We start from the raw sequence: 19257 nt of genomic DNA on the forward strand, positions 1-19257 counted from the left end.
CCAATGGGCGACAACGACGGACAGTCTGAAGCAGCGCAACGCGCGCATGTCGACACTGACACCTCCCCCGAACCAGAATCTTCCAGGCAAGGCGGCTTTTTCAGTCGCGTGATCGAAGCGCTCAGCCCGAGCGAATCCGATGCAGTCATTTCTGCATCGCCCGTCGCGATGGATCGCCCGCAGACACATGGCATGATCAATCTGCGCCGCATGCGCGTTGAAGACGTCTCGATGCCCAAGGCGGATATCACCGCAATTCCCGCGACCTCATCGCTGGAAGAAGTGGTCGCAATATTCAAGGAAAGCGGGCTGACCCGTCTGCCGGTCTATGATGGCACATTGGACACACCGATTGGCCTTTTGCACCTCAAGGACCTGGCGCTCACCCATGGGTTCAATGGCGATACCCATGATTTCGACCTGCGAGCCATGTTGCGCCCGCTGCTGTTTGTGCCGCCGTCCATGACCATTGGCGTGCTGCTGACCAAGATGCAGGCGGAGCGCCGCCACATGGCATTGGTGATTGATGAATATGGGGGTGTAGATGGTCTGGTCACCATCGAGGATTTGATCGAACAGGTCATCGGTGAGATCGAAGACGAGCACGACGTGGACGAAGGCCTCTACTGGACCGAGGAAAAACCCGGATGCTACCTCGCGCTGGCGAAGACACCGCTGGAGGATTTCGAGGCAGAAATCGGGCAATCCCTGACCGACCATGACGAAGTGGACGAAGAAGAGATTGATACGCTGGGGGGCCTCGTTTTCATGTTGTCGGGCCGGGTGCCTGCGCGTGGCGAAGTGGTGCCGCACCCGGACGGTCCCGAATTCGAAGTGCTTGACGCAGATCCCCGACGGATCAAGCGCCTGCGCGTCCGCGTTGCATCGCGCGCGTCGTGACGCGCAGGGCTGTATCCCAGCCGGAAAAACCCTTGGCGTGGTTTTCGAGACTGCCCAGAAGATATCGTGTTGCCGTTGCCGCCTTGCTTGGGGCAGTGGCCCCGCTGGGTCAGGCGCCTTACGATCAACCCCTGGTCATGTTGTTGGTGTTCTCCCTTGCCTTTGTATTGATGCGTCGCCAGAGCCGGAGGAACGATGCGGCGCTGATTGGCTGGGCCTTTGGCGTCGGATACTTCAGCGTTGCACTGATCTGGATTATCGAACCCTTCCAGATTGATCCGGACAGGCATGCCTGGATGGCGCCTTTCGCGCTTGCTTTCATGAGCATGGGCCTAGCGCTCTTCTGGGGAGGAGCCTTTGGATTGGCGCGGCAGCTTTCGAGCCGGACGTGGCCCCTGATCCTGACATGGACAGCCGCAGAAGTTCTGCGGGCCTATCTCTTTACCGGATTTCCCTGGGCAAGCCCTGCTCAGGCTCTGGTGGACGGAATCGCCGGTCAAAGCCTCGCTTGGGTCGGACCGCATGGCGTGACGCTTTGGCTGATGTCTCTGGCATGGGCTCTTTCGTTCCCGGCCGCGTATCGGGGACGCAAGGTTATGCGCGTGGGTCAGGCGGGTCTGCTTTGCAGTGCGATCGGCCTGTTTTACCTACCGCCATCAGCAGCGACCGCGCTCCTCACCGGGCATTGGGTACGGCTTGTTCAACCGAATGCAGCGCAGCACCTGAAGTGGCAGCCGGAGTTCGCACAGCAGTTTTTCGACTCTCAGCTCTCTTTCACCGCAGCGCCGACAACCGGAGGCACCCCGACACCCAGCCTGACGGTTTGGCCAGAGACCTCCATCCCCTGGTCGTTGGAAACGGCGGCGCCGGTTCTGTCCCAGATCGCCGCGACAGCGCAGGGTCGTTTCACCGCTTTGGGTCTTTTGCGCCGCGAGGAAACATCTGTTTTCAACAGCATGGCGGTCCTAGATGGCGACGCGCTTGAACCTCAGGTTTATGATAAGCATCATCTGGTCCCCTTCGGCGAATACATCCCCTTTGGGCGTTTTGCAGCCAAACTCGGGCTCAGCGGTCTGGCGGATGCGGCGGGTACGGGTTTTGCGAGCGGAACCGGCCCCGAACTACTTGACTTCGGTCCATTGGGGCGCGGCTTGCCATTGGTTTGTTATGAGGCGGTGTTTGCCCATGATGTCAATGCAAGCCCCGAACGGCCGGATTTTCTGCTTCAAATCACGAACGACGCCTGGTTCGGTCGCAACATCGGACCTCAGCAGCATTTGGCGCAGGCCCGTATGCGCGCGATAGAGCAGGGATTGCCACTGATGCGCGCAGCCAACACGGGCATTTCGGCGATGATTGATCCCCAAGGGCGCATTATTGCGAGCTTGCCGATGGGTGTTTCGGGGTTTGTGGATGCGCCGCTTCCCAGACCCATGTCGCCAACCCTCTACAGCCGCACCGGTGATATCCCGATTGTCATTTTACTCGTCATTGGGCTGGTGACCGCCAAACTCAGGCCCGGCCCGGGGGATGTGCGCTCAATTAGAGATTGACGGTCGTATTCGGTGCACGTAAGCACGCCCGAACGTGTGGCAACGGCTTCCTGGCGCGGCACGATTTCTTTTAAATGGAGCGATACATGTCCCGAAAAAACTACATCTTTACGTCTGAATCGGTATCCGAGGGCCACCCGGACAAGGTTTGTGACCGGATTTCTGATGCAGTGTTGGATGCCTTTCTTGCAGCCGAACCGGAGGCCCGTGTCGCCGCCGAAACTTTTGCGACAACCAATCGGGTCGTCATCGGTGGTGAGGTTGGACTGTCAGATCAGGATGCGCTCAAGGAGTACATGGGCCGTATCGAGGATATCGCGCGCGCCTGCATCAAGGATATCGGGTACGAACAGGATAAATTTCACCATGCAACCTGTGAAATTACCAACCTGCTCCATGAACAATCCGCTCACATCGCTCAAGGCGTCGATGCCAGCGGCGACAAGGATGAAGGTGCCGGTGACCAGGGGATCATGTTCGGCTTTGCCACCAGGGAAACCCCTGAACTGATGCCCGCACCCATTCATTATGCGCATGCGGTCCTGCGGCGGTTGGCCGAGGTGCGCAAGAACGGGACCGAACCCACCCTGCGCCCTGACGCAAAGAGCCAGCTATCTGTGCGATATCAAGATGGCAAGCCGGTGGGCGTAAGCTCGATCGTTCTGTCAACGCAACACGCGGATGAAAACCAGAGCTCAGATGACATTCGGGCCATTGTGGAGCCCTACATTCGTGAAGTTCTGCCAAGCGGCTGGATCACCGATGAAACCGAGTGGTGGGTGAACCCGACGGGTACTTTTGTTATTGGCGGCCCGGATGGCGATGCAGGATTGACGGGGCGAAAGATTATCGTGGACACCTATGGCGGCGCCGCGCCGCACGGCGGCGGCGCGTTTTCGGGGAAGGATCCCACCAAGGTGGACCGTTCCGCAGCTTACGTCGCGCGCTATCTGGCGAAAAATGTGGTCGCCTCCGGAATGGCGGAAAAATGCACGATCCAGCTGAGTTACGCGATTGGTGTCAGTAAACCCCTTTCGATCTATTGCGATACGTTCGGAACGGGTGAAGTGGGGGATGGAGAGATCGAGCAGGCCATTGGCAAGATCATCGACCTGACCCCGCGGGGCATTCGTGAGCATTTACAGCTAAACCGACCCATCTACGCGCGGACGGCAGCTTATGGGCATTTCGGCCGGGCACCTGATGCGGACGGTGGCTTTAGTTGGGAAAAGACCGATCTGGTGGATGCTTTGAAAGCTGCAATCCAGTAGCCAACGGGCGGCTAGCAAGCAAAGGGCAAATATCACCTTGATTGCGGCGCCAGCCAGGGACCGTCAACTCTGGCGCTATCTGGATTTTCGGAATACGCCCGGGCGTTTCGTTTTGAGCTTCGGGTCGGACGGCTGACGCGATCCGTCTTTGTTTCCCTGAGAGGATTTTAGCCGCCGAGGCTTGATTGCATTGATGTCGCCTGAAGAGGATGGCGCCGCGACAGATTCCGCGAGCGCGCCCTCTTTGGAGCCGATGTCGAGGCCCAAGGCGCTGGCGGTCGATTGACCTGCAAAAGTTTGCTGCGACAAATCAGTTCCCTGATATCGTTCAAGGTCATCGAGAAATTCCCAAAGGCGCATGCAGGATTTTTCAATCCGGCCAAAACGTTCAGCGCTTTGCTCTTCGGACAGGGACGGTGCCTCTCGCAAGTCGCGAATCTGACGCATCATGCGACTGACAACAGGTTTGATTTCATTGGCACATTCGGTAGAGAATCGTTCGAGAACCGATTCCATCTGCTGACGCTTGGCGTCCTGCGTTTCAATGCCAATGGACAGATGTGATTTCTGCAAGGCGTTGATAGAGGCGCGGCGGAAAGCGGCGGGGGACAGGTCATCTTTCGTTATGTAGTCGCTGCATCCGCGTTTTAGAGCTTCGATCGCGATTTCATTCTGATCGTCACCCGTGATCATGATGGTCGCAGCCTGACGGTTTTTAGGATCAAGCCTCACTGCGTCTAATGCCTGGAGCCCGTTACCATCGGGAAGATTGTAGTCCAGCAGGATCAGGTCAAAGTGATCCCTTTGCAGCATCGTGCCCATTGTTTCCAGACAATCCGCTTCCGCGACATGGGTCTCAAATTCGAGCCCGCCGATCAGACGGATAAGGCGCGCACGATCAAAGCGTTGGTCATCGACCACAAGAATGCTGGCGAACTCCGGCAGGACCGTTGCATCGGGCCGGACCTTCGCATGTATCTTTCCAATCTGGCTCAAACTGAAGCCTCCCTTTTGGGCCTGCCACCGCACGGCAGATGTCTATGCCTTCCGCCTTAATTCCGGGTAAATCAGCCCGTATTGCCTGCCGCTTGCCATTGAAAACCCGCCCCGACCGGGCTAAGGCGCTGCCATGTCACAAAATATTCGTCCCCGTCGCAATTTTTATGGCCGTCTCAAGGGCAAGACTTTGAAGCAGTCGCAAAAGGGGTATCTTGAAGAAGACCTCATGGCTTTGTCGCCGGGACCGGTCACTTGGGACGAGAACCCGGGGCGAACGCCTCTTGACCTCAAGGCGCGTTTTGACGGCAAACCCGTCTGGCTTGAGATTGGCTTTGGCGGTGGCGAGCACATGGTGCATCAGGCGCAGCAGAATCCAGACATCGGGCTAATCGGTGCCGAGCCTTACATCAACGGCGTCGCCATGCTGCTGGGCAAAATCAGACGGGCAGGCACGGATAACATTGCCGTCCATGCCGGTGATGTGCGGGATCTCTTTGACGTCTTGCCCGAAAATGCGATTGACCGCGCCTTTCTGCTCTATCCGGATCCCTGGCCAAAAACCCGGCACCACCGTCGACGCTTTGTCACGCGGGAACATCTGGAACCTTTGGCGCAGGTGATGAAGCCCGGTGCCCTTTTCCGTGTCGCCACGGATATCGAGGATTACGTGCGTCAAACGCTGGAGGAGGTCCCGCGTTATGGCTTTGACTGGCTGGTGGAGCGTCCGCAGGACTGGCGCGACCCCTGGGATGACTGGATTTCCACGCGCTATGAACAAAAGGCGTTGCGCGAGGGGCGAACACCTCACTATCTGACGTTTCAAAAGACCTGATAGCGATAACGGGTTAGGGGCTGGACCCTGACCTGCACAGCCGCTAAGCCTCTGCCAACATCAACGCAGATTTGAGACCGAACATGTCCAGCCACGGTGCGCCGATCCCGATGACTTCCCACCCTTGCGGGCCCCTCTCTGGCAATGCGGATGTGCCGGGCGATAAATCCATTTCGCACCGCTCGCTGATCCTGGGGGCGTTGAGCGTCGGCGAAACGAAGATTGTCGGGTTGCTGGAAGGTCAGGACGTTCTGGACACGGCCAAGGCAATGCGGGCATTCGGCGCGGAAGTCACTGATCATGGGGGTGGTAATTGGACGGTCAATGGCGTCGGCGTTGGTGGATTTGCGGAACCGGATCAGGTGATTGACTGCGGCAATTCCGGCACCGGGGTGCGGCTGATCATGGGCGCGATGGCGACATCGCCGATCAGCGCGACCTTCACCGGGGACGCGTCCCTGAACGGTCGGCCCATGGCCCGGGTCACCGATCCTTTGGCGCTCTTCGGCACGCAGGCCCATGGCCGTGCGGGGGGGCGTCTGCCCATGACACTGGTGGGTGCGGCTGATCCCATGCCGGTTGAATATACGGTGCCGGTGCCCTCGGCACAGGTCAAATCAGCCGTGCTGCTGGCGGGGCTTAATGCGCCGGGAAAAACCGTTGTTATCGAAGCCGAAGCGACGCGCGATCATACCGAACGGATGCTGGCGGGCTTTGGCGCGGACATCACGGTTGAGCAAACGGACGCGGGCCGCGTGATCACCCTGACCGGTCAGCCGGAGCTGAAACCCCAGAAAATCGACGTACCGCGCGACCCGTCCTCTGCTGCTTTCCCGGTCTGTGCGGCGCTGATCGTGCCGGGCTCGGACGTGCTGGTCCCGGGCATTGGTCTGAACCCAACGCGCGCCGGGCTTTATGCCACGTTGCGCGACATGGGGGCCGATCTGACCTACGAGAACGAGCGCATCGAAGGCGGCGAGCCGGTGGCGGACCTGCGCGCGCGCTTCTCGCCTGACCTGAAAGGCATCGAAGTGCCGCCCGACCGGGCTGCCAGCATGATTGACGAATACCCGGTGCTGTCTGTGGTGGCCGCCTTCGCGCAAGGCCAAACCGTGATGCGCGGGGTCAAGGAGCTTCGCGTCAAGGAAAGTGACCGCATCGATGCTATGGCCGTAGGTCTGCGCGCCAATGGCGTCACGGTGGACGAAGGGCCCGATTGGTGGACGGTCACAGGGCTTGGGCATGGCAATGTGCCTGGCGGCGCTACCGCTGCAAGCCAGCTTGATCACAGGATTGCCATGTCTTTCCTGATCCTCGGCATGGCCGCGCAAAACCCGGTGCGCGTCGATGACGGCGGGCCTATCGCCACGTCTTTCCCGATTTTCGAGCCGCTGATGTCCGATCTGGGTGCGCAACTCGTGCGCGATGCTCAATAATCGTTGATGGCCGGGGCGTTCACCATCGCAATTGACGGTCCGGCGGCGGCGGGCAAGGGGACCATATCCAAAGCTGTCGCGGCGCATTTTGGGTTTGCCCATCTGGATACGGGGCTTTTGTACCGCGCCGTCGGAGCCAGACTGCTGTTGGGCATGGATGCTATAACAGCAGCCCGCACATTGACAGCCGATGATCTTCAGGCAGAGGATTTGCGCAGCCCCGAAGTGGCGCAGGCCGCCAGCAAAGTGGCCGTGATTGCCGAGGTGCGCAGCGCCTTGCTCGATTTTCAACGCAGTTTTGCAAGACGGGCAGGGGGGGCTGTTCTGGACGGCCGGGATATCGGCACGGTGATCTGCCCGAATGCGGAGGCCAAGCTCTTTGTGACCGCCAGCGCCGAGGTGCGTGCGGACAGACGTTTCGCCGAACTGGCGGCTTCCGGTTCTGCCATCAGCCGGGCGCAGGTGCTGGCCGATGTGAAAGAACGCGATGCTCGCGACCGCGACCGGGCTGAGGCCCCGCTGAAGCCCGCGGCGGACGCGATCCTTATAGACACCTCTGACATGGACATTGACACGGCTGTTGCCGAGGCGATTGCCGCGATCGAGGCCCGTCTGGCGGACTGAAAGCACAACGCTTTCCCCCAGGTGGAGATGTTGCAAAGTGATCACCAAAGGGTGCTTGGCTTTTGAGGTCAGACGCCGTTAGCCTGATTGAAATCAGACGGTGAAAGGCTTGATTATGCTACGGATGCTCATGGTGCTGGCGGTTTCAGCGATGTGCAGCGCTGCAATGGCGCAGCAAACGGAAACCCCCGAGGCGGTGCCAAGCCCGGAGCCGCCCATGACAATCCAGCGGCTGGCCGAGATCATTCTCAACATCGACGAAGACGCGCAACTGCGCGGGTCCGCTATTGAATTCACAGTTCAAGACATTCCAGTGATCGTTGTTGCTGATCCGCGTGCGGACAGGATGCGGGCAATGGTGCCCATTCGTTCCGCCGAAGGGTTGAAAGCCGAAGAGTTGATGCGCCTGATGCAGGCTAATTTCGACACCGCTCTTGATGCGCGCTATGCCGTGGCGCAGGGTCGGCTCTGGGGTGTGTTTATTCATCCGTTGTCCCCACTTGAGCAGGACCAGTTTCTCTCTGCGCTGGCGCAGACGGTGAATGTCGCGCGCACTTATGGTCAGACCTATTCAGGCGGGGCGCAGGTCTTTGGTGGCGGCGACAGCAATGGCATCTTTCAGGAGTTGCTGGACGAGTTGCGCAAGGGGCAGGCGCTGTAACGGTACCAGCTTAACCAGGGGCGCGCTCGCCTGGTTCGGAAAATCCGGTTAAGACTTGCAGACAAGGGCGTTTGGGCCTATAGCGACACCCGTTGAAGCGGGGAAAACACCCGTAAGGGCGAGCAGGGTCGGATTCTCCGGCCCTGATTTTGTTTGAGACGCTTCGGCCAACTGCAATCCAAAGACCGGCGGAGACAACCGCGCGGCCAGAAACAACGTACAAAGGAACACGACCTACATGGCGCAAAACGCAACTATGGAAGACTTCGAAGCCCTTCTGGAAGAAAGCTTCGAAATGGACACACCCGAAGAAGGGTCTGTTGTCAAAGGCAAAGTCATCGCAATCGAAGCGGGCCAAGCCATCATCGACGTCGGCTACAAGATGGAAGGCCGCGTTGAGCTCAAAGAATTCGCAGATCCGGGCGAAGCCCCCAAAATCGAAGTTGGCGATGAGGTTGAAGTTTTCCTCCGTCAGGTCGAAAGCTCGCGTGGCGAAGCTGTCATTTCCCGCGAAATGGCCCGCCGCGAGGAAGCCTGGGATCGTCTGGAAAAAGCATATGCTGACGAAGAGCGCGTTGAAGGCGCCATCTTCGGTCGCGTCAAAGGTGGCTTCACCGTTGACCTCGGCGGCGCCGTGGCCTTCCTGCCCGGCTCACAGGTTGACGTACGCCCCGTGCGCGATGCCGGCCCTCTGATGGGTCTGAAACAACCGTTCCAGATTCTGAAAATGGACCGTCGCCGGGGCAACATCGTTGTATCGCGTCGTGCGATCCTCGAAGAATCCCGCGCAGAACAGCGCGCCGAAGTCATCGGTAACCTGACCGAAGGCCAGACGGTCGACGGTGTGGTCAAGAACATCACCGAATACGGTGCCTTCGTTGATCTGGGTGGTGTTGACGGGCTGCTGCACGTCACCGACATGGCGTGGCGTCGCGTGAACCATCCGTCCGAGATCCTGACAATTGGCGAGACCATCAAGGTTCAGGTCATCAAGATCAACAAGGACACGCACCGGATTTCCCTCGGTATGAAGCAGTTGCAGGAAGATCCATGGGATCTGGTGGCCGCGAAATACCCGCTGGAATCCACGCATACCGGCCGCGTGACCAACATCACCGACTATGGTGCCTTTGTTGAGCTAGAAGCTGGTGTCGAGGGCCTCGTGCACGTCTCTGAGATGTCCTGGACCAAAAAGAACGTCCATCCGGGCAAGATCGTGTCGACCTCTCAGGAAGTCGAAGTCATGGTTCTGGAAATCGACGGTGCCAAGCGCCGCGTGTCTCTGGGCCTGAAACAGACCATGCGCAACCCGTGGGAAGTCTTTGCAGAGACACACCCCGAGGGCACAGAGGTCGAAGGCGAAGTCAAGAACATCACCGAATTCGGTCTGTTTGTTGGCCTCGACGGCGACATCGATGGCATGGTGCACCTCTCCGACCTTTCCTGGGACGAGCGGGGCGAAGATGCGATCCAGAACTACCGCAAAGGCGACATGGTGCATGCCGTTGTCTCCGAAGTGGATGTTGAAAAAGAGCGCATTTCGCTGTCCATCAAGAACGTCGGCGGTGACAAGTTCGCAGAAGCGGTGGGTGGCGTGAAGCGCGGCTCCATCGTGACCGTGACCGTAACGGCCATCGAGGACGGTGGTGTCGAAGTGGAATATGAGGGTATGAAATCCTTCATCCGCCGCTCCGATCTCAGCCGTGATCGTGCAGAGCAGCGCCCAGAGCGTTTCTCGGTTGGTGACAAGGTCGACGTGCGCATCACCAATGTGGACAACAAAACCCGTCGTCTTGGCGTTTCCATCAAGGCGCGCGAGATTGCCGAAGAGAAAGAAGCCGTGGAACAATACGGATCGTCGGATTCCGGTGCGTCCCTTGGCGATATCCTTGGCGCGGCGCTCAAAGGCGACGAATAAGCCTTCAAAGACGCTTTATAAACGACAAAGCCCCGCATTGCGCGGGGCTTTTTTATTACCGCCGTATCGTTTCAGGCCGGACCCGGGGGCGCGGTGCCGATGGTCTCATCCAGCCAACTGCCAAGATCTTCAGCCGAGAGGATCTGTTGTGGGTGGTCCATCAGGATCACGCTGAGGGGCATGCTTTCGAAGGTCGCGTCCTCAGGGTTTTGCACAATCGTTTGCCCACCCATGTCATAGACAACCTGCGCGCCGCGGGTGCCATCATTCATTGTGCCTGACAGCACGACCGCGATGGCCTTCTCCTTGTATTCCGCCGCCAGCGTCATGAACAATCCATCAATCGAGGGCCGAAAACCGGAATCGCGCACTGGCTGGGACAACCTGACCCTGCCATCGCGAAAAAAGGCGTGGGTTGCCCCGGGAACGACGTAGATTTGCCCGGTCCTGAGGGCTTCACCATCCTCAAGTCGTTTGATGGCAAGCGGGCTGCGGATTTGCAGGACTTCTGTCAGGTTGGAGGAGGGTTCGCTGTGCATGGCAATCACCACCGGCGCGCCCAGGTTCGCAGGCAGGCAGGACAGCAGGGCGCGAATGGCCTTGATCCCGCCCGCTGATGCGCCGATGGCAACGACAAAGCCCTGTTCTGTATGCGAGGTCATTTTGGGCTCCCACCGATCAATTTCAACCGTAGGGAGAAAGGTGCAGGGCTGCAAGCGGGCTGTTTCATGTTTCAGGGACCGGGGGGATGCGGCATCGACACAAGGCACGCAAAGAGGCCGCCTGTCACGCCCTCCGATGGTCCGAATCATACATGGGCGCTGCGCTGCGGCGCGTGGTTTGGGGCGGTCGCGCATATGCTCGACCGCAGGTCAAGGTAAAAAACTTCACAAATACAGGGTCTTCCTTGGCAAAAAACACCAATCCATGAAAAGGCTGACTTTTCGTAGGCGGGGAAACTTCCTATAGTTTTTCGAGAAAGGGCGCGTCAAAGCTGCCCGACAACCATCAGGGGGTGTCTAAATGATCCGGTCAGAACTGATCCAGAAGGTCGCCGACGAAAATCCACATCTTTATCAAAGAGACGTTGAGCGCATCGTCAACACCATCTTTGAAGAGGTGACGGGCGCGATGGCGCGCGGGGATCGGGTCGAGCTGCGCGGGTTCGGCGCATTTTCCGTCAAGAAGCGTGACGCCCGCGTCGGGCGGAACCCACGTACGGGCGAGACCGTTCACGTGGAAGAGAAACACGTTCCTTTCTTCAAGACTGGTAAACTGTTGCGTGATCGTCTGAACGGAAAATCCTGATGCGTTATATCCGCTACGCCTGTATCGCCACCTTTGCGGTGGCTTTGATATCGGTGGCTGTGGCCAATCGGCAGATGGTGTCCCTGCAACTGATCCCGTCGGAAGTGGCGGGGTGGTTCTCTTTGAATCCTGGTATTCAGTTGCCGCTCTTCATCGTGATTTTTGGCGGGATCATCGCAGGCTTGTTGGTGGGCTTTGTCTGGGAGTGGGTGCGGGAACACAATCAACGCGCCGAAGCCGCGCGGCAGGCGCGCGAGATGCGACGTCTGCAACGCGAAGTTGCCAGGCTGAAAGGCGAAAAGCACGAAGGCAAGGACGAGGTTCTGGCCCTGCTCGACGAAGCAAGCTGAACGCCCTCTCTTGATCCTGCGCCGATTGCATGATCAAACGCGGCCATGTCCAAAGCTTTCTCAGTCAAGATTTGCGGTCTTCGAACCGCCGAGGATGTCGCGGTAACCGCCGCGGCCGGAGCGGCCTGGTGCGGGTTCAACTTTTTTGCCAAATCCCCGCGCTCGGTGTCATTGGACGAAGCGCGCGCGCTGGCGCTTGAGGCACCTCTAGGCCTTGCCAAGGTGGCGCTGACCGTTGATGCGGATGATGCGTTTCTGGACGATCTGGTGGCCAAAGTGCCCTTGGATATGCTGCAGCTTCACGGCAAGGAGACGCCCGAGCGGGTCGCCCAGGTCAAGGCGCGCTATGGGCTGCCGGTGATGAAGGCGGTGGGCGTGGCCGATGCCGGCGACCTTGTCGCCATGGAGCCCTATCTGAAAGTGGCCGATCAGATTCTGGTCGATGCCAAGCCACCCAAAGACAGTGTGCTGCCCGGTGGCAACGGGCTGCCGTTTGACTGGCGTCTGATCGCTGGACGGCGCTGGCCGATCCCCTGGATGCTGGCCGGTGGTCTGACAGCGCAGAATGTGGCGCAGGCGATTGCCATGACCGGTGCCGAACAGGTGGATCTTGCTTCCGCCGTGGAAAGCGCACCGGGTGTGAAGGACCCTGACCTGATCCGTGCTTTCATGCGCGCGGTCCAGGCATGAGCATCACCTTCCGCCCCGCCATGCGCGACGAGGTTGCCGCCGTGATCGCTCTGCTTGAGGACGATGCGCTGGGGGCCACCCGTGAAGGCAGCGCGCTGGAAACATATCTGGACGCTTTTGACCGAATGACCGAGGAGGGCAACAATCACCTGATCGTCGGCTGTGATGACGGGCGTGTTGTGGCCACCTATCAACTGACCTTTATCTCGGGCCTGTCGCTGCGGGCCGCGCGTCGGGCGCAGATCGAAAGTGTCCGTGTGTCAAGCGCGTTGCGAGGGCAGGGCATCGGCCATCTGATGATCGAAGATGCGGTAGCCCGTGCGCGCGCGGCAGGGTGCAGCCTGATCCAGCTGACCATGAACAAAAGCCGCACTGATACCGCACGTTTCTACACCGACCTTGGCTTTACGCCCTCGCACATCGGGTATAAACGCAACCTCACGTAACAGGAGTGCGCGGGATGGCGAACGATCTTTTCAATTCTTTCATGACCGGCCCGGATGAGAACGGTCGTTTTGGTGATTTTGGCGGGCGCTTTGTCTCCGAGACGCTGATGCCGTTGATCCTGGAACTGGAAGCGCAATACGAAAAGGCCAAAACCGACGAGAGTTTCTGGGCGGAGATGAACGACCTCTGGACCCATTATGTGGGTCGCCCCAGCCCGCTCTATTTTGCCGAACGGCTGACCGATCATCTGGGCGGTGCCAAGGTCTACATGAAGCGCGATGAACTGAACCACACAGGCGCGCATAAGATCAACAATGTGCTGGGCCAGATCATCCTCGCCCGTCGCATGGGCAAATCCCGCATCATCGCGGAAACCGGCGCGGGCCAACACGGTGTGGCCACCGCCACCGTCTGCGCCAAATTCGGTCTGAAATGTGTGGTCTACATGGGCGCGCATGATGTTGAACGTCAGGCACCCAATGTGTTCCGCATGCGTCTTTTGGGGGCCGAGGTGGTGCCCGTAACTTCCGGGCGCGGCACGCTCAAGGACGCCATGAACGATGCGCTGCGTGACTGGGTGACCAATGTGCGCGACACCTTCTATTGCATCGGCACCGTTGCAGGGCCCCATCCATACCCGGCGATGGTCCGCGATTTTCAGGCGATCATCGGCAAGGAAGTCCGCGAACAGATGACCGCCGCCGAAGGTCGGTTGCCCGATACCGTGATCGCCGCAATCGGGGGCGGGTCCAACGCCATGGGTTTGTTCTTTCCTTTCCTCGACGACAAGGAAGTGGGCATCATCGGCGTCGAAGCGGGCGGCAAGGGCGTGAATGCCAAGATGGAGCATTGCGCGTCTCTGACCGGTGGACGCCCCGGCGTGTTGCACGGCAACCGGACCTATCTTTTGCAGGATGACGACGGGCAAATCATGGAAGGTTTCTCGATTTCCGCGGGTCTCGACTATCCCGGCATCGGGCCTGAACACGCCTGGCTGCATGACATCGGGCGCGCGCAATATGTCTCGATCACCGATGTCGAAGCGCTGGAGGCGTTCCAACTGTCCTGCGAGTTGGAAGGCATCATTCCGGCGCTGGAGCCCAGCCACGCGCTTGCCCACGTGATGAAAATCGCCCCTGAGCTGCCCAAGGATCACATCATCTGCATGAACATGTGCGGACGCGGCGACAAGGACATCTTTACGGTCGCCAAGGCCCTCGGTTTCGAGATGGGTGAATTCGCCTGATCGCTTCCCTCATTTCGCGTGTTCCCAAAGGCGGCGCTGAAACGGCGCTGTCGCATAGCCATTCTACCCGCCGCACCACGTATTCCTAGCTGGCGAGCGCCTTGGATATGGCCTCGGCCAGTTCTGCCGGGGGCGCGGGTTTCTGCAGCAACGGGGCCTGCACCTCTCCCATTTCGGTTGCGGTGAAACCGGTATACCCCGAGGTATAAAGCACAGGCACCTCAGGTCGCCTTTCGCGCAACTGCCGGGCCAATTCAAAGCCGCCGATGCTGCCGGGCATGACCACATCGGTCAACAGCAGGTCAAACTGGCTTCCCGCATCTACCAGTGTCAGGGCCTGTTCGCCGGATTGGGCCAGCAGAATCTGGTATCCGAGATCTTCGAGCACATTTTGCATCATCACCAGAAGGTCCGGTTCATCCTCCACCAGCAAGATGGTTTCACCCCCACCCGGAACAGGCGCTTTGTCCTCGACGGGGGCCTCGCGCCGACCCAGATCGGTGCCACGGGGAAGGGTCAATTGAACCGTGGTCCCGACCCCCTCTTCGGAATAGAGCTTCAGATCGCCATCTGATTGACGAACAAATCCATAAACCATGGAGAGGCCCAAACCGGTGCCGGAATTGGTGTCCTTGGTAGTGAAGAAAGGATCAATCGACCGGGCCACGGTTTCCTCATCCATGCCCGGTCCGTTGTCGGTCACGGAAATCTCGGCATAGCGGTAGGATGCGCCTTTGGGTGTCGCCTCGCGAGACCCGAACTCACCGCCATCCTGCCGCGAATCCAACTCTTTCGAGGTCGTGTGGACGGCACGCGCCTTGATATCGATTCGATTGCCGTGCCCGGATCGCAGGATCGCATCGCGGCTGTTCAGAACCAGGTTCATCATGGCCGTCTCCAGCTGCGTCTGATCACAGTAGACCTGAAGCCCGGCCGTGTCTGACGCAAAGGTGATTTCGACCTTTTCCTCAATCATCGGGCGGATCAGCTCTTCGAAATCGTTGAAAATAGCGCTGACGGGTTTTGAGTTCGCCAATCCCGGCTGGCGCTTGGCGAAGGCCAGCAGCCGCACCGTTAGGTCACGGCCCTTCGAAATTGCACCGCTGGCAACGGAAAGATACTTGGTGCGTCGCTTCGGATCGGTGGTGTTCTGTGCCAGCTCGACGGAATAGAGGAGGGCGGCCAGCAAATTGTTGAAATCATGGGCGATGCCACCGGTCAGCTGACCCAGCGCATCCAGACGGCTCTTGCGCTCAACCACCTGCCGGTTGCGCTCTTCGTTGGAGACATCATCAATCACCAGAACCACGGCGATGTCGTGCTCGCTGCTCTCTAAAAACGCACTTTCCACACGCACGTAGCGCTGTTCTGCGCCCGGTTGGGGTCGGCGCAACAAATGGGTCTCGCCGCGCAGGCGGTGGCCCGACAACACGCGGCGGATCGGGTCGGCGCTGGCGTCCATCGGGGTCAGAGTGTCCCCGTTCAGAAACCGAATCTGGTCTGGCCAGTCAAAGGGCGTCTGATCTGAGATGCCACCCAGCATGTGGCGCGCGCGGTTGTTGACCCGGACAATGCGACCTGATTTGTCGAGTGCGACAATGCCGCTGGTGGCTGCGTTCAGGACAGTCTCCAGCTCATCGCGAATATGCGAAACCTCGGCAGCGCGCCGGGTGCGTTCGGCCTCCACCTTCGCGCGGGCTCGCAATTGCACAAACGCGATCGCGCAAAGCAACAAGAGCGTCAGCGCGCCCGCGATCCCTGCAGCCAGATTGATGCGCTGCTGCGTCCAAAATACCGGTTGGCCAAAGTAGCGGTCCCGCAAGGCGACGTAGTCATCCGAAATCAGGTAGCTGGGGATTACGGTGTTCAACCGTTCACGCACATCTCCCAACCCAAATCGCAAAGCGATGGCGCGTTGTGACCTGAGGACGGGCGGTGTGATTTCCCGGATTTGGCTTTGAAATCCGCCAGCCCTGGCGGCCAGCCGCACCCTTGAGGCCGGGTAAATGATGGCATCGGTGCGCCCGTCAAGCAAAGAGGCGATGAGATCTTCGGCATCGTCTGCCAGAACCAGGTCAAAATCGGTGCGCTCCTGGACGATATCATAGGCCAGGTTGGCTTCCTGTACCCCAACCTTCAGACCCGCGAGATCATCAAGGCCGCGGACACCCGATGCCTCATCCTGCCGCATGAAAATCGAAATCGGCGTCTTTTCGACGGCGGTCGTAAAATCCATCCGCCACTGGCGCTCGCTGTTGACCCCTTTTGGCGGGAGGATGTCATATCTGTCCGGGCCGGGACCGGCCTCCCATTCTTCCAGAGTGATTGCCTCAAACGAGAGCTGAAGGCCGGTGCTCTGCGCCAGATCGCGCAGTGTCTCGACACCAAATCCGGTGAATTCACCGGTCTCTGTGACAATCTGATAAGGTGGGAAGTGATAAACACCCACTTTCAACACTTCAGGCGGTGGCGGTGGAAGCTCAATGAAATACCGCGCGCGCAAATCTGCGAGGCGGCCATCGGCCTCTATCCTTGCCAAAGCGGTTTCGATGTCTTCGAGCAGGTCGCCGCGGCTTTCGTGAAGGGCGATAAAGCGCTCGAATTGTTTAACGGGTGGCAGTAGAAATCCAATGCGGTCGTCGAGGCGGGCGAGTTTCGCGACACTGAAGACGACCGGTTCGGGAATGAGCAGAGCATCGACTTCGCGCGTCAAAAGGCTCATGATCGCGGCCTCAGGCGTGTCGAAATCTACTGGTTGGTTGCTTTCCAGAAGCCTACGTTCATGAGAGCCGACGGCAGGTGGTACGATCCCGATGCGCAGGCCGGTGAGCGGACGGCTGGAAATCTCACTCGCGCGTTCATTCAGGACGGACAGCCGCAGCGTCTCGGTAGCCACGCGTCCGGAAAACACGTTGGTCTCCTGCAAGGACGGCAGGCGAGCAACGCCTGCGATCATATGTGTGTCGCCGTTGATCTGCGCCTGAATGAACGCCTGGCTGTCGCCGACATCGACAAAGGTGACCTCGAGGCCGATTTCCGATGCGATTTCTCTGGCAAGCTCAATCACAAAACCGGCGCGCTCCCCCTCAGCATTGATCTCGGCGAATGGGGGGATCGGAACAAAGCCCACGGCCAGCGGCGGTGGGTCGTCTTGCGCAATTGCTTGCGCAGCGGTCAGCAGCGAAAGACCAAGGGCGACCACATGGATGAAAATATGATGGCGCATCGGTGATCCAAATGAATAAATTTTTATCGAAACTACAGTCTGGAGTTGAGTTAGGAAAGGTTAATTTCTACCTGTAGTTCATTGTTCTTTGCCGGGCCATAACCTTGCGGCAATAGGGCAATCTCGAATGATTTATCGCATCTGGCAGATGATATTGGCCAGCCTTCGCGAAGGTCTCTCCGGCTGTTCCCTGCGAAGTGTCGGAAGGCCGCAGGGCCGGGCGTCAACCGGGCAAGGCGTGTTGCTGCAAAACCTGCAAAGGGACAATCTCCAAAGCCCTTTTGTGGGTCGCGGTCAGATGAACCTTGGGCGCGCAGCCTTCGTCATGGGCCTGTAGAAAACGGCTGGCGCAGAGGCACCACGGGTCACCGGCCTTCAGCCCGGCAAAGCCGAACTCCGGGCGGGGCGTGCTGAGATCGTTGCCGACATATTTCGAGTAGGCCAGAAATTCCTTGGTCATTACCGCACAAACCGTGTGACTGCCCTGATCGGCCGCGCAGGTATTGCAATGCCCGTCGCGGAAAAAACCGGTGACGGGATCGGTGCCGCAAACCACCAGCGCGTCGCCCAGAACATTGATGCTTTTGTCCATTTCCATCGTGATCTCCTCAGAGGCTGTCGGCAATCGTGCGCAGGATGTCGATGTTCTGCCGTTGTATGTCCCGATCGCGAAACTGACGGTCGGCAGCCGTCACCACAACGACGACCCCTTGCACCTCATTGATGTAGAGGTATTGACCGTAAATGCCACGTGCCATGTATTCACGCGGGCGCGCATCGCGGGGTGCCCACCAATGGTAGCCAAATCCATATTCGTCATCCGCTGTCGGGGCGCTCGGCGTGGTTGAAACGATGGCCCAGTCCCGGGGGACAATCTGCTGGTCGTTCCACTTGCCTTGCTGGGTGAACATCTGACCAAATCTTGCATAGTCGCGCGACGTGCTGTTCAACCCGCTGAGCACGAAGGCCACGCCCGCCCCATCCGTCAGGTAATAGGGGACGCGCTCGGGCCCGAGGGGTGCCATGATCTTGTCATTCAGCAATTCGGCGATGGGACGCCCGGTGGCTCCCCGCAGAACCATGCCAAGCACATGGGTGTCTATGGAGACATATTGCCATGTCTTTCCGGGCGGGGCGAAAGTTTTGGTAATCTGCGCGGTGAAGGCGTCCATCTCCCCACCCAGAGCCAGAACACGACCCATTCGGTTGATGTCTGAATTCTTGTCGAAATAATCCTCGTCGAAACTGACACCTGTCGTCATCTGCAGGACATTGCGGATCGTGACGTCCTCATAAGCACTGCCTTTGAGCTGCGGCACATAGTCGATCACCCGGTCTTCCAGGGATCCAACCTGTCCCTCGGCCAGAACGATGCCCGTCAACGCGGAAAGATAACTCTTTGCGATGGACCAGCCAATGCGCAGATCATCCGGGCCGGTGCCCAGATGATAGCTTTCATGCACCAGCGCGCCATCTTTCAGAACGACAAGAGAAGTCACGCTGCGTGCCTCGATGAAATCCTCCACGGCCTGCGGCAGCCGAGCCCTTGGTCCATCGGGCAGGGGAACGACGGGCGTGTCTGATGTGCCAATGGGCACATGCAGGAAGGCGCGGTCCATCTGGCTGAAGTTCTGGACGATCCTGTCCGGTTCGAAAAGGCTGTTCACGGCCATCAACCGGGTGATTTCTTCGCGTTTCCACAGGCCAACGACGGCCAGCGCCACAACAAGTGACGCCAGCAGCCGCCATGTCCATTTCGCTGCCCTACGCATATGCTGCCCAATCCTGCCTGCTAT

At 59.1% G+C, this 19257-nt stretch carries 17 protein-coding genes, 1 pseudogene and 1 riboswitch; of the genes and pseudogenes, 13 read left to right on the top strand and 5 right to left on the bottom strand.

Going from position 1 to position 19257, the window contains the following annotated elements:
• Positions 1-3 precede the first annotated feature (3 nt).
• From Q0802_RS05985 to metK, 3 genes are all read left to right on the top strand, one after another.
• Positions 4-900, top strand: a complete 897-nt coding sequence (locus Q0802_RS05985) for a hemolysin family protein (RefSeq protein WP_298915024.1) — start codon at positions 4-6, stop codon at positions 898-900.
• Between the two features lie 32 nt (positions 901-932).
• A complete protein-coding gene (gene lnt, locus Q0802_RS05990) occupies positions 933-2453 on the top strand; it encodes an apolipoprotein N-acyltransferase (protein ID WP_298915027.1) in 1521 nt (506 codons plus the stop codon).
• Positions 2454-2484: 31 nt separating this feature from the next.
• Positions 2485-2535, top strand: a riboswitch (SAM-SAH riboswitch).
• A 4-nt stretch (positions 2536-2539) separates the two neighbouring features.
• The gene (metK, locus tag Q0802_RS05995; protein ID WP_298915030.1) at positions 2540-3724 is read left to right on the top strand and encodes a methionine adenosyltransferase; all 1185 of its coding nucleotides are present in this window, start codon (positions 2540-2542) and stop codon (positions 3722-3724) included.
• A gap of 75 nt (positions 3725-3799) precedes the next feature.
• Here metK and Q0802_RS06000 read toward each other — a convergent pair whose 3' ends face one another.
• Positions 3800-4720 (bottom strand): response regulator, encoded by a 921-nt coding sequence (locus Q0802_RS06000; RefSeq protein ID WP_298915033.1) that lies wholly within the window; start codon positions 4718-4720, stop codon positions 3800-3802.
• Between the two features lie 133 nt (positions 4721-4853).
• On the opposite strand from Q0802_RS06000, the gene trmB reads away from it, so the two are divergent.
• The 5 genes and pseudogenes from trmB to rpsA form a co-directional block, all read left to right on the top strand.
• Positions 4854-5555: a tRNA (guanosine(46)-N7)-methyltransferase TrmB gene (gene trmB, locus Q0802_RS06005; protein ID WP_298915036.1), complete on the top strand. Its 702-nt coding sequence runs from the start codon at positions 4854-4856 to the stop codon at positions 5553-5555.
• An 83-nt stretch (positions 5556-5638) separates the two neighbouring features.
• Complete coding sequence (gene aroA / locus Q0802_RS06010; protein WP_298915040.1) at positions 5639-6991, top strand: 3-phosphoshikimate 1-carboxyvinyltransferase; 1353 nt, start codon at positions 5639-5641, stop codon at positions 6989-6991.
• Positions 6992-6997: 6 nt separating this feature from the next.
• On the top strand, positions 6998-7615 hold the full coding sequence (locus Q0802_RS06015; protein ID WP_298915043.1) for a d(CMP) kinase: 618 nt from the start codon (positions 6998-7000) through the stop codon (positions 7613-7615).
• A 115-nt stretch (positions 7616-7730) separates the two neighbouring features.
• Complete coding sequence (locus Q0802_RS06020; protein ID WP_298915046.1) at positions 7731-8276, top strand: hypothetical protein; 546 nt, start codon at positions 7731-7733, stop codon at positions 8274-8276.
• A gap of 220 nt (positions 8277-8496) precedes the next feature.
• Positions 8497-10194: pseudogene (gene rpsA / locus Q0802_RS06025) on the top strand (30S ribosomal protein S1); the annotation flags it as partial.
• 71 nt (positions 10195-10265) lie between these two features.
• Here the strand turns inward: rpsA and Q0802_RS06030 are convergent.
• Positions 10266-10856 (bottom strand): chemotaxis protein CheB, encoded by a 591-nt coding sequence (locus Q0802_RS06030; protein WP_298915049.1) that lies wholly within the window; start codon positions 10854-10856, stop codon positions 10266-10268.
• Between the two features lie 361 nt (positions 10857-11217).
• Here Q0802_RS06030 and ihfB point away from each other — a divergent pair, with 361 nt between their 5' ends.
• From ihfB to trpB, 5 genes are read left to right on the top strand one after another with little or no spacing between them, the layout of a single operon-like run.
• Complete coding sequence (gene ihfB / locus Q0802_RS06035; RefSeq protein ID WP_298915052.1) at positions 11218-11502, top strand: integration host factor subunit beta; 285 nt, start codon at positions 11218-11220, stop codon at positions 11500-11502.
• Positions 11502-11852 (top strand): LapA family protein, encoded by a 351-nt coding sequence (locus tag Q0802_RS06040; protein ID WP_298915055.1) that lies wholly within the window; start codon positions 11502-11504, stop codon positions 11850-11852. Before ihfB ends, Q0802_RS06040 begins: the two co-directional genes overlap by 1 nt.
• Before the next feature lie 45 nt (positions 11853-11897).
• Entirely contained in the window at positions 11898-12542 is a 645-nt protein-coding gene (locus Q0802_RS06045; protein ID WP_298915058.1) for a phosphoribosylanthranilate isomerase, read from the top strand.
• Complete coding sequence (locus Q0802_RS06050; protein WP_298915059.1) at positions 12539-12988, top strand: GNAT family N-acetyltransferase; 450 nt, start codon at positions 12539-12541, stop codon at positions 12986-12988. Before Q0802_RS06045 ends, Q0802_RS06050 begins: the two co-directional genes overlap by 4 nt.
• A 14-nt stretch (positions 12989-13002) precedes the next feature.
• Positions 13003-14235 carry a tryptophan synthase subunit beta gene (trpB, locus tag Q0802_RS06055; RefSeq protein WP_298915061.1) on the top strand — a complete coding sequence of 411 codons (1233 nt, stop codon included), beginning with the start codon at positions 13003-13005 and terminating at the stop codon, positions 14233-14235.
• Positions 14236-14320: 85 nt separating this feature from the next.
• On the opposite strand, the gene Q0802_RS06060 is transcribed toward trpB, so the two are convergent.
• From Q0802_RS06060 to Q0802_RS06070, 3 genes are all read right to left on the bottom strand, one after another.
• Positions 14321-17461, bottom strand: coding sequence for a transporter substrate-binding domain-containing protein (locus Q0802_RS06060; RefSeq protein WP_298915063.1), 3141 nt, complete (start codon positions 17459-17461; stop codon positions 14321-14323).
• 223 nt (positions 17462-17684) lie between these two features.
• Positions 17685-18059, bottom strand: coding sequence for a DUF2237 domain-containing protein (locus tag Q0802_RS06065; RefSeq protein ID WP_298915065.1), 375 nt, complete (start codon positions 18057-18059; stop codon positions 17685-17687).
• Between the two features lie 10 nt (positions 18060-18069).
• Positions 18070-19233, bottom strand: a complete 1164-nt coding sequence (locus tag Q0802_RS06070; RefSeq protein ID WP_298915067.1) for a serine hydrolase — start codon at positions 19231-19233, stop codon at positions 18070-18072.
• Between the last annotated feature and the right edge of the window lie 24 nt (positions 19234-19257).

The sequence above is a fragment of the uncultured Roseobacter sp. genome (genome assembly GCF_947495275.1).
Lineage (GTDB): Bacteria > Pseudomonadota > Alphaproteobacteria > Rhodobacterales > Rhodobacteraceae > Roseobacter.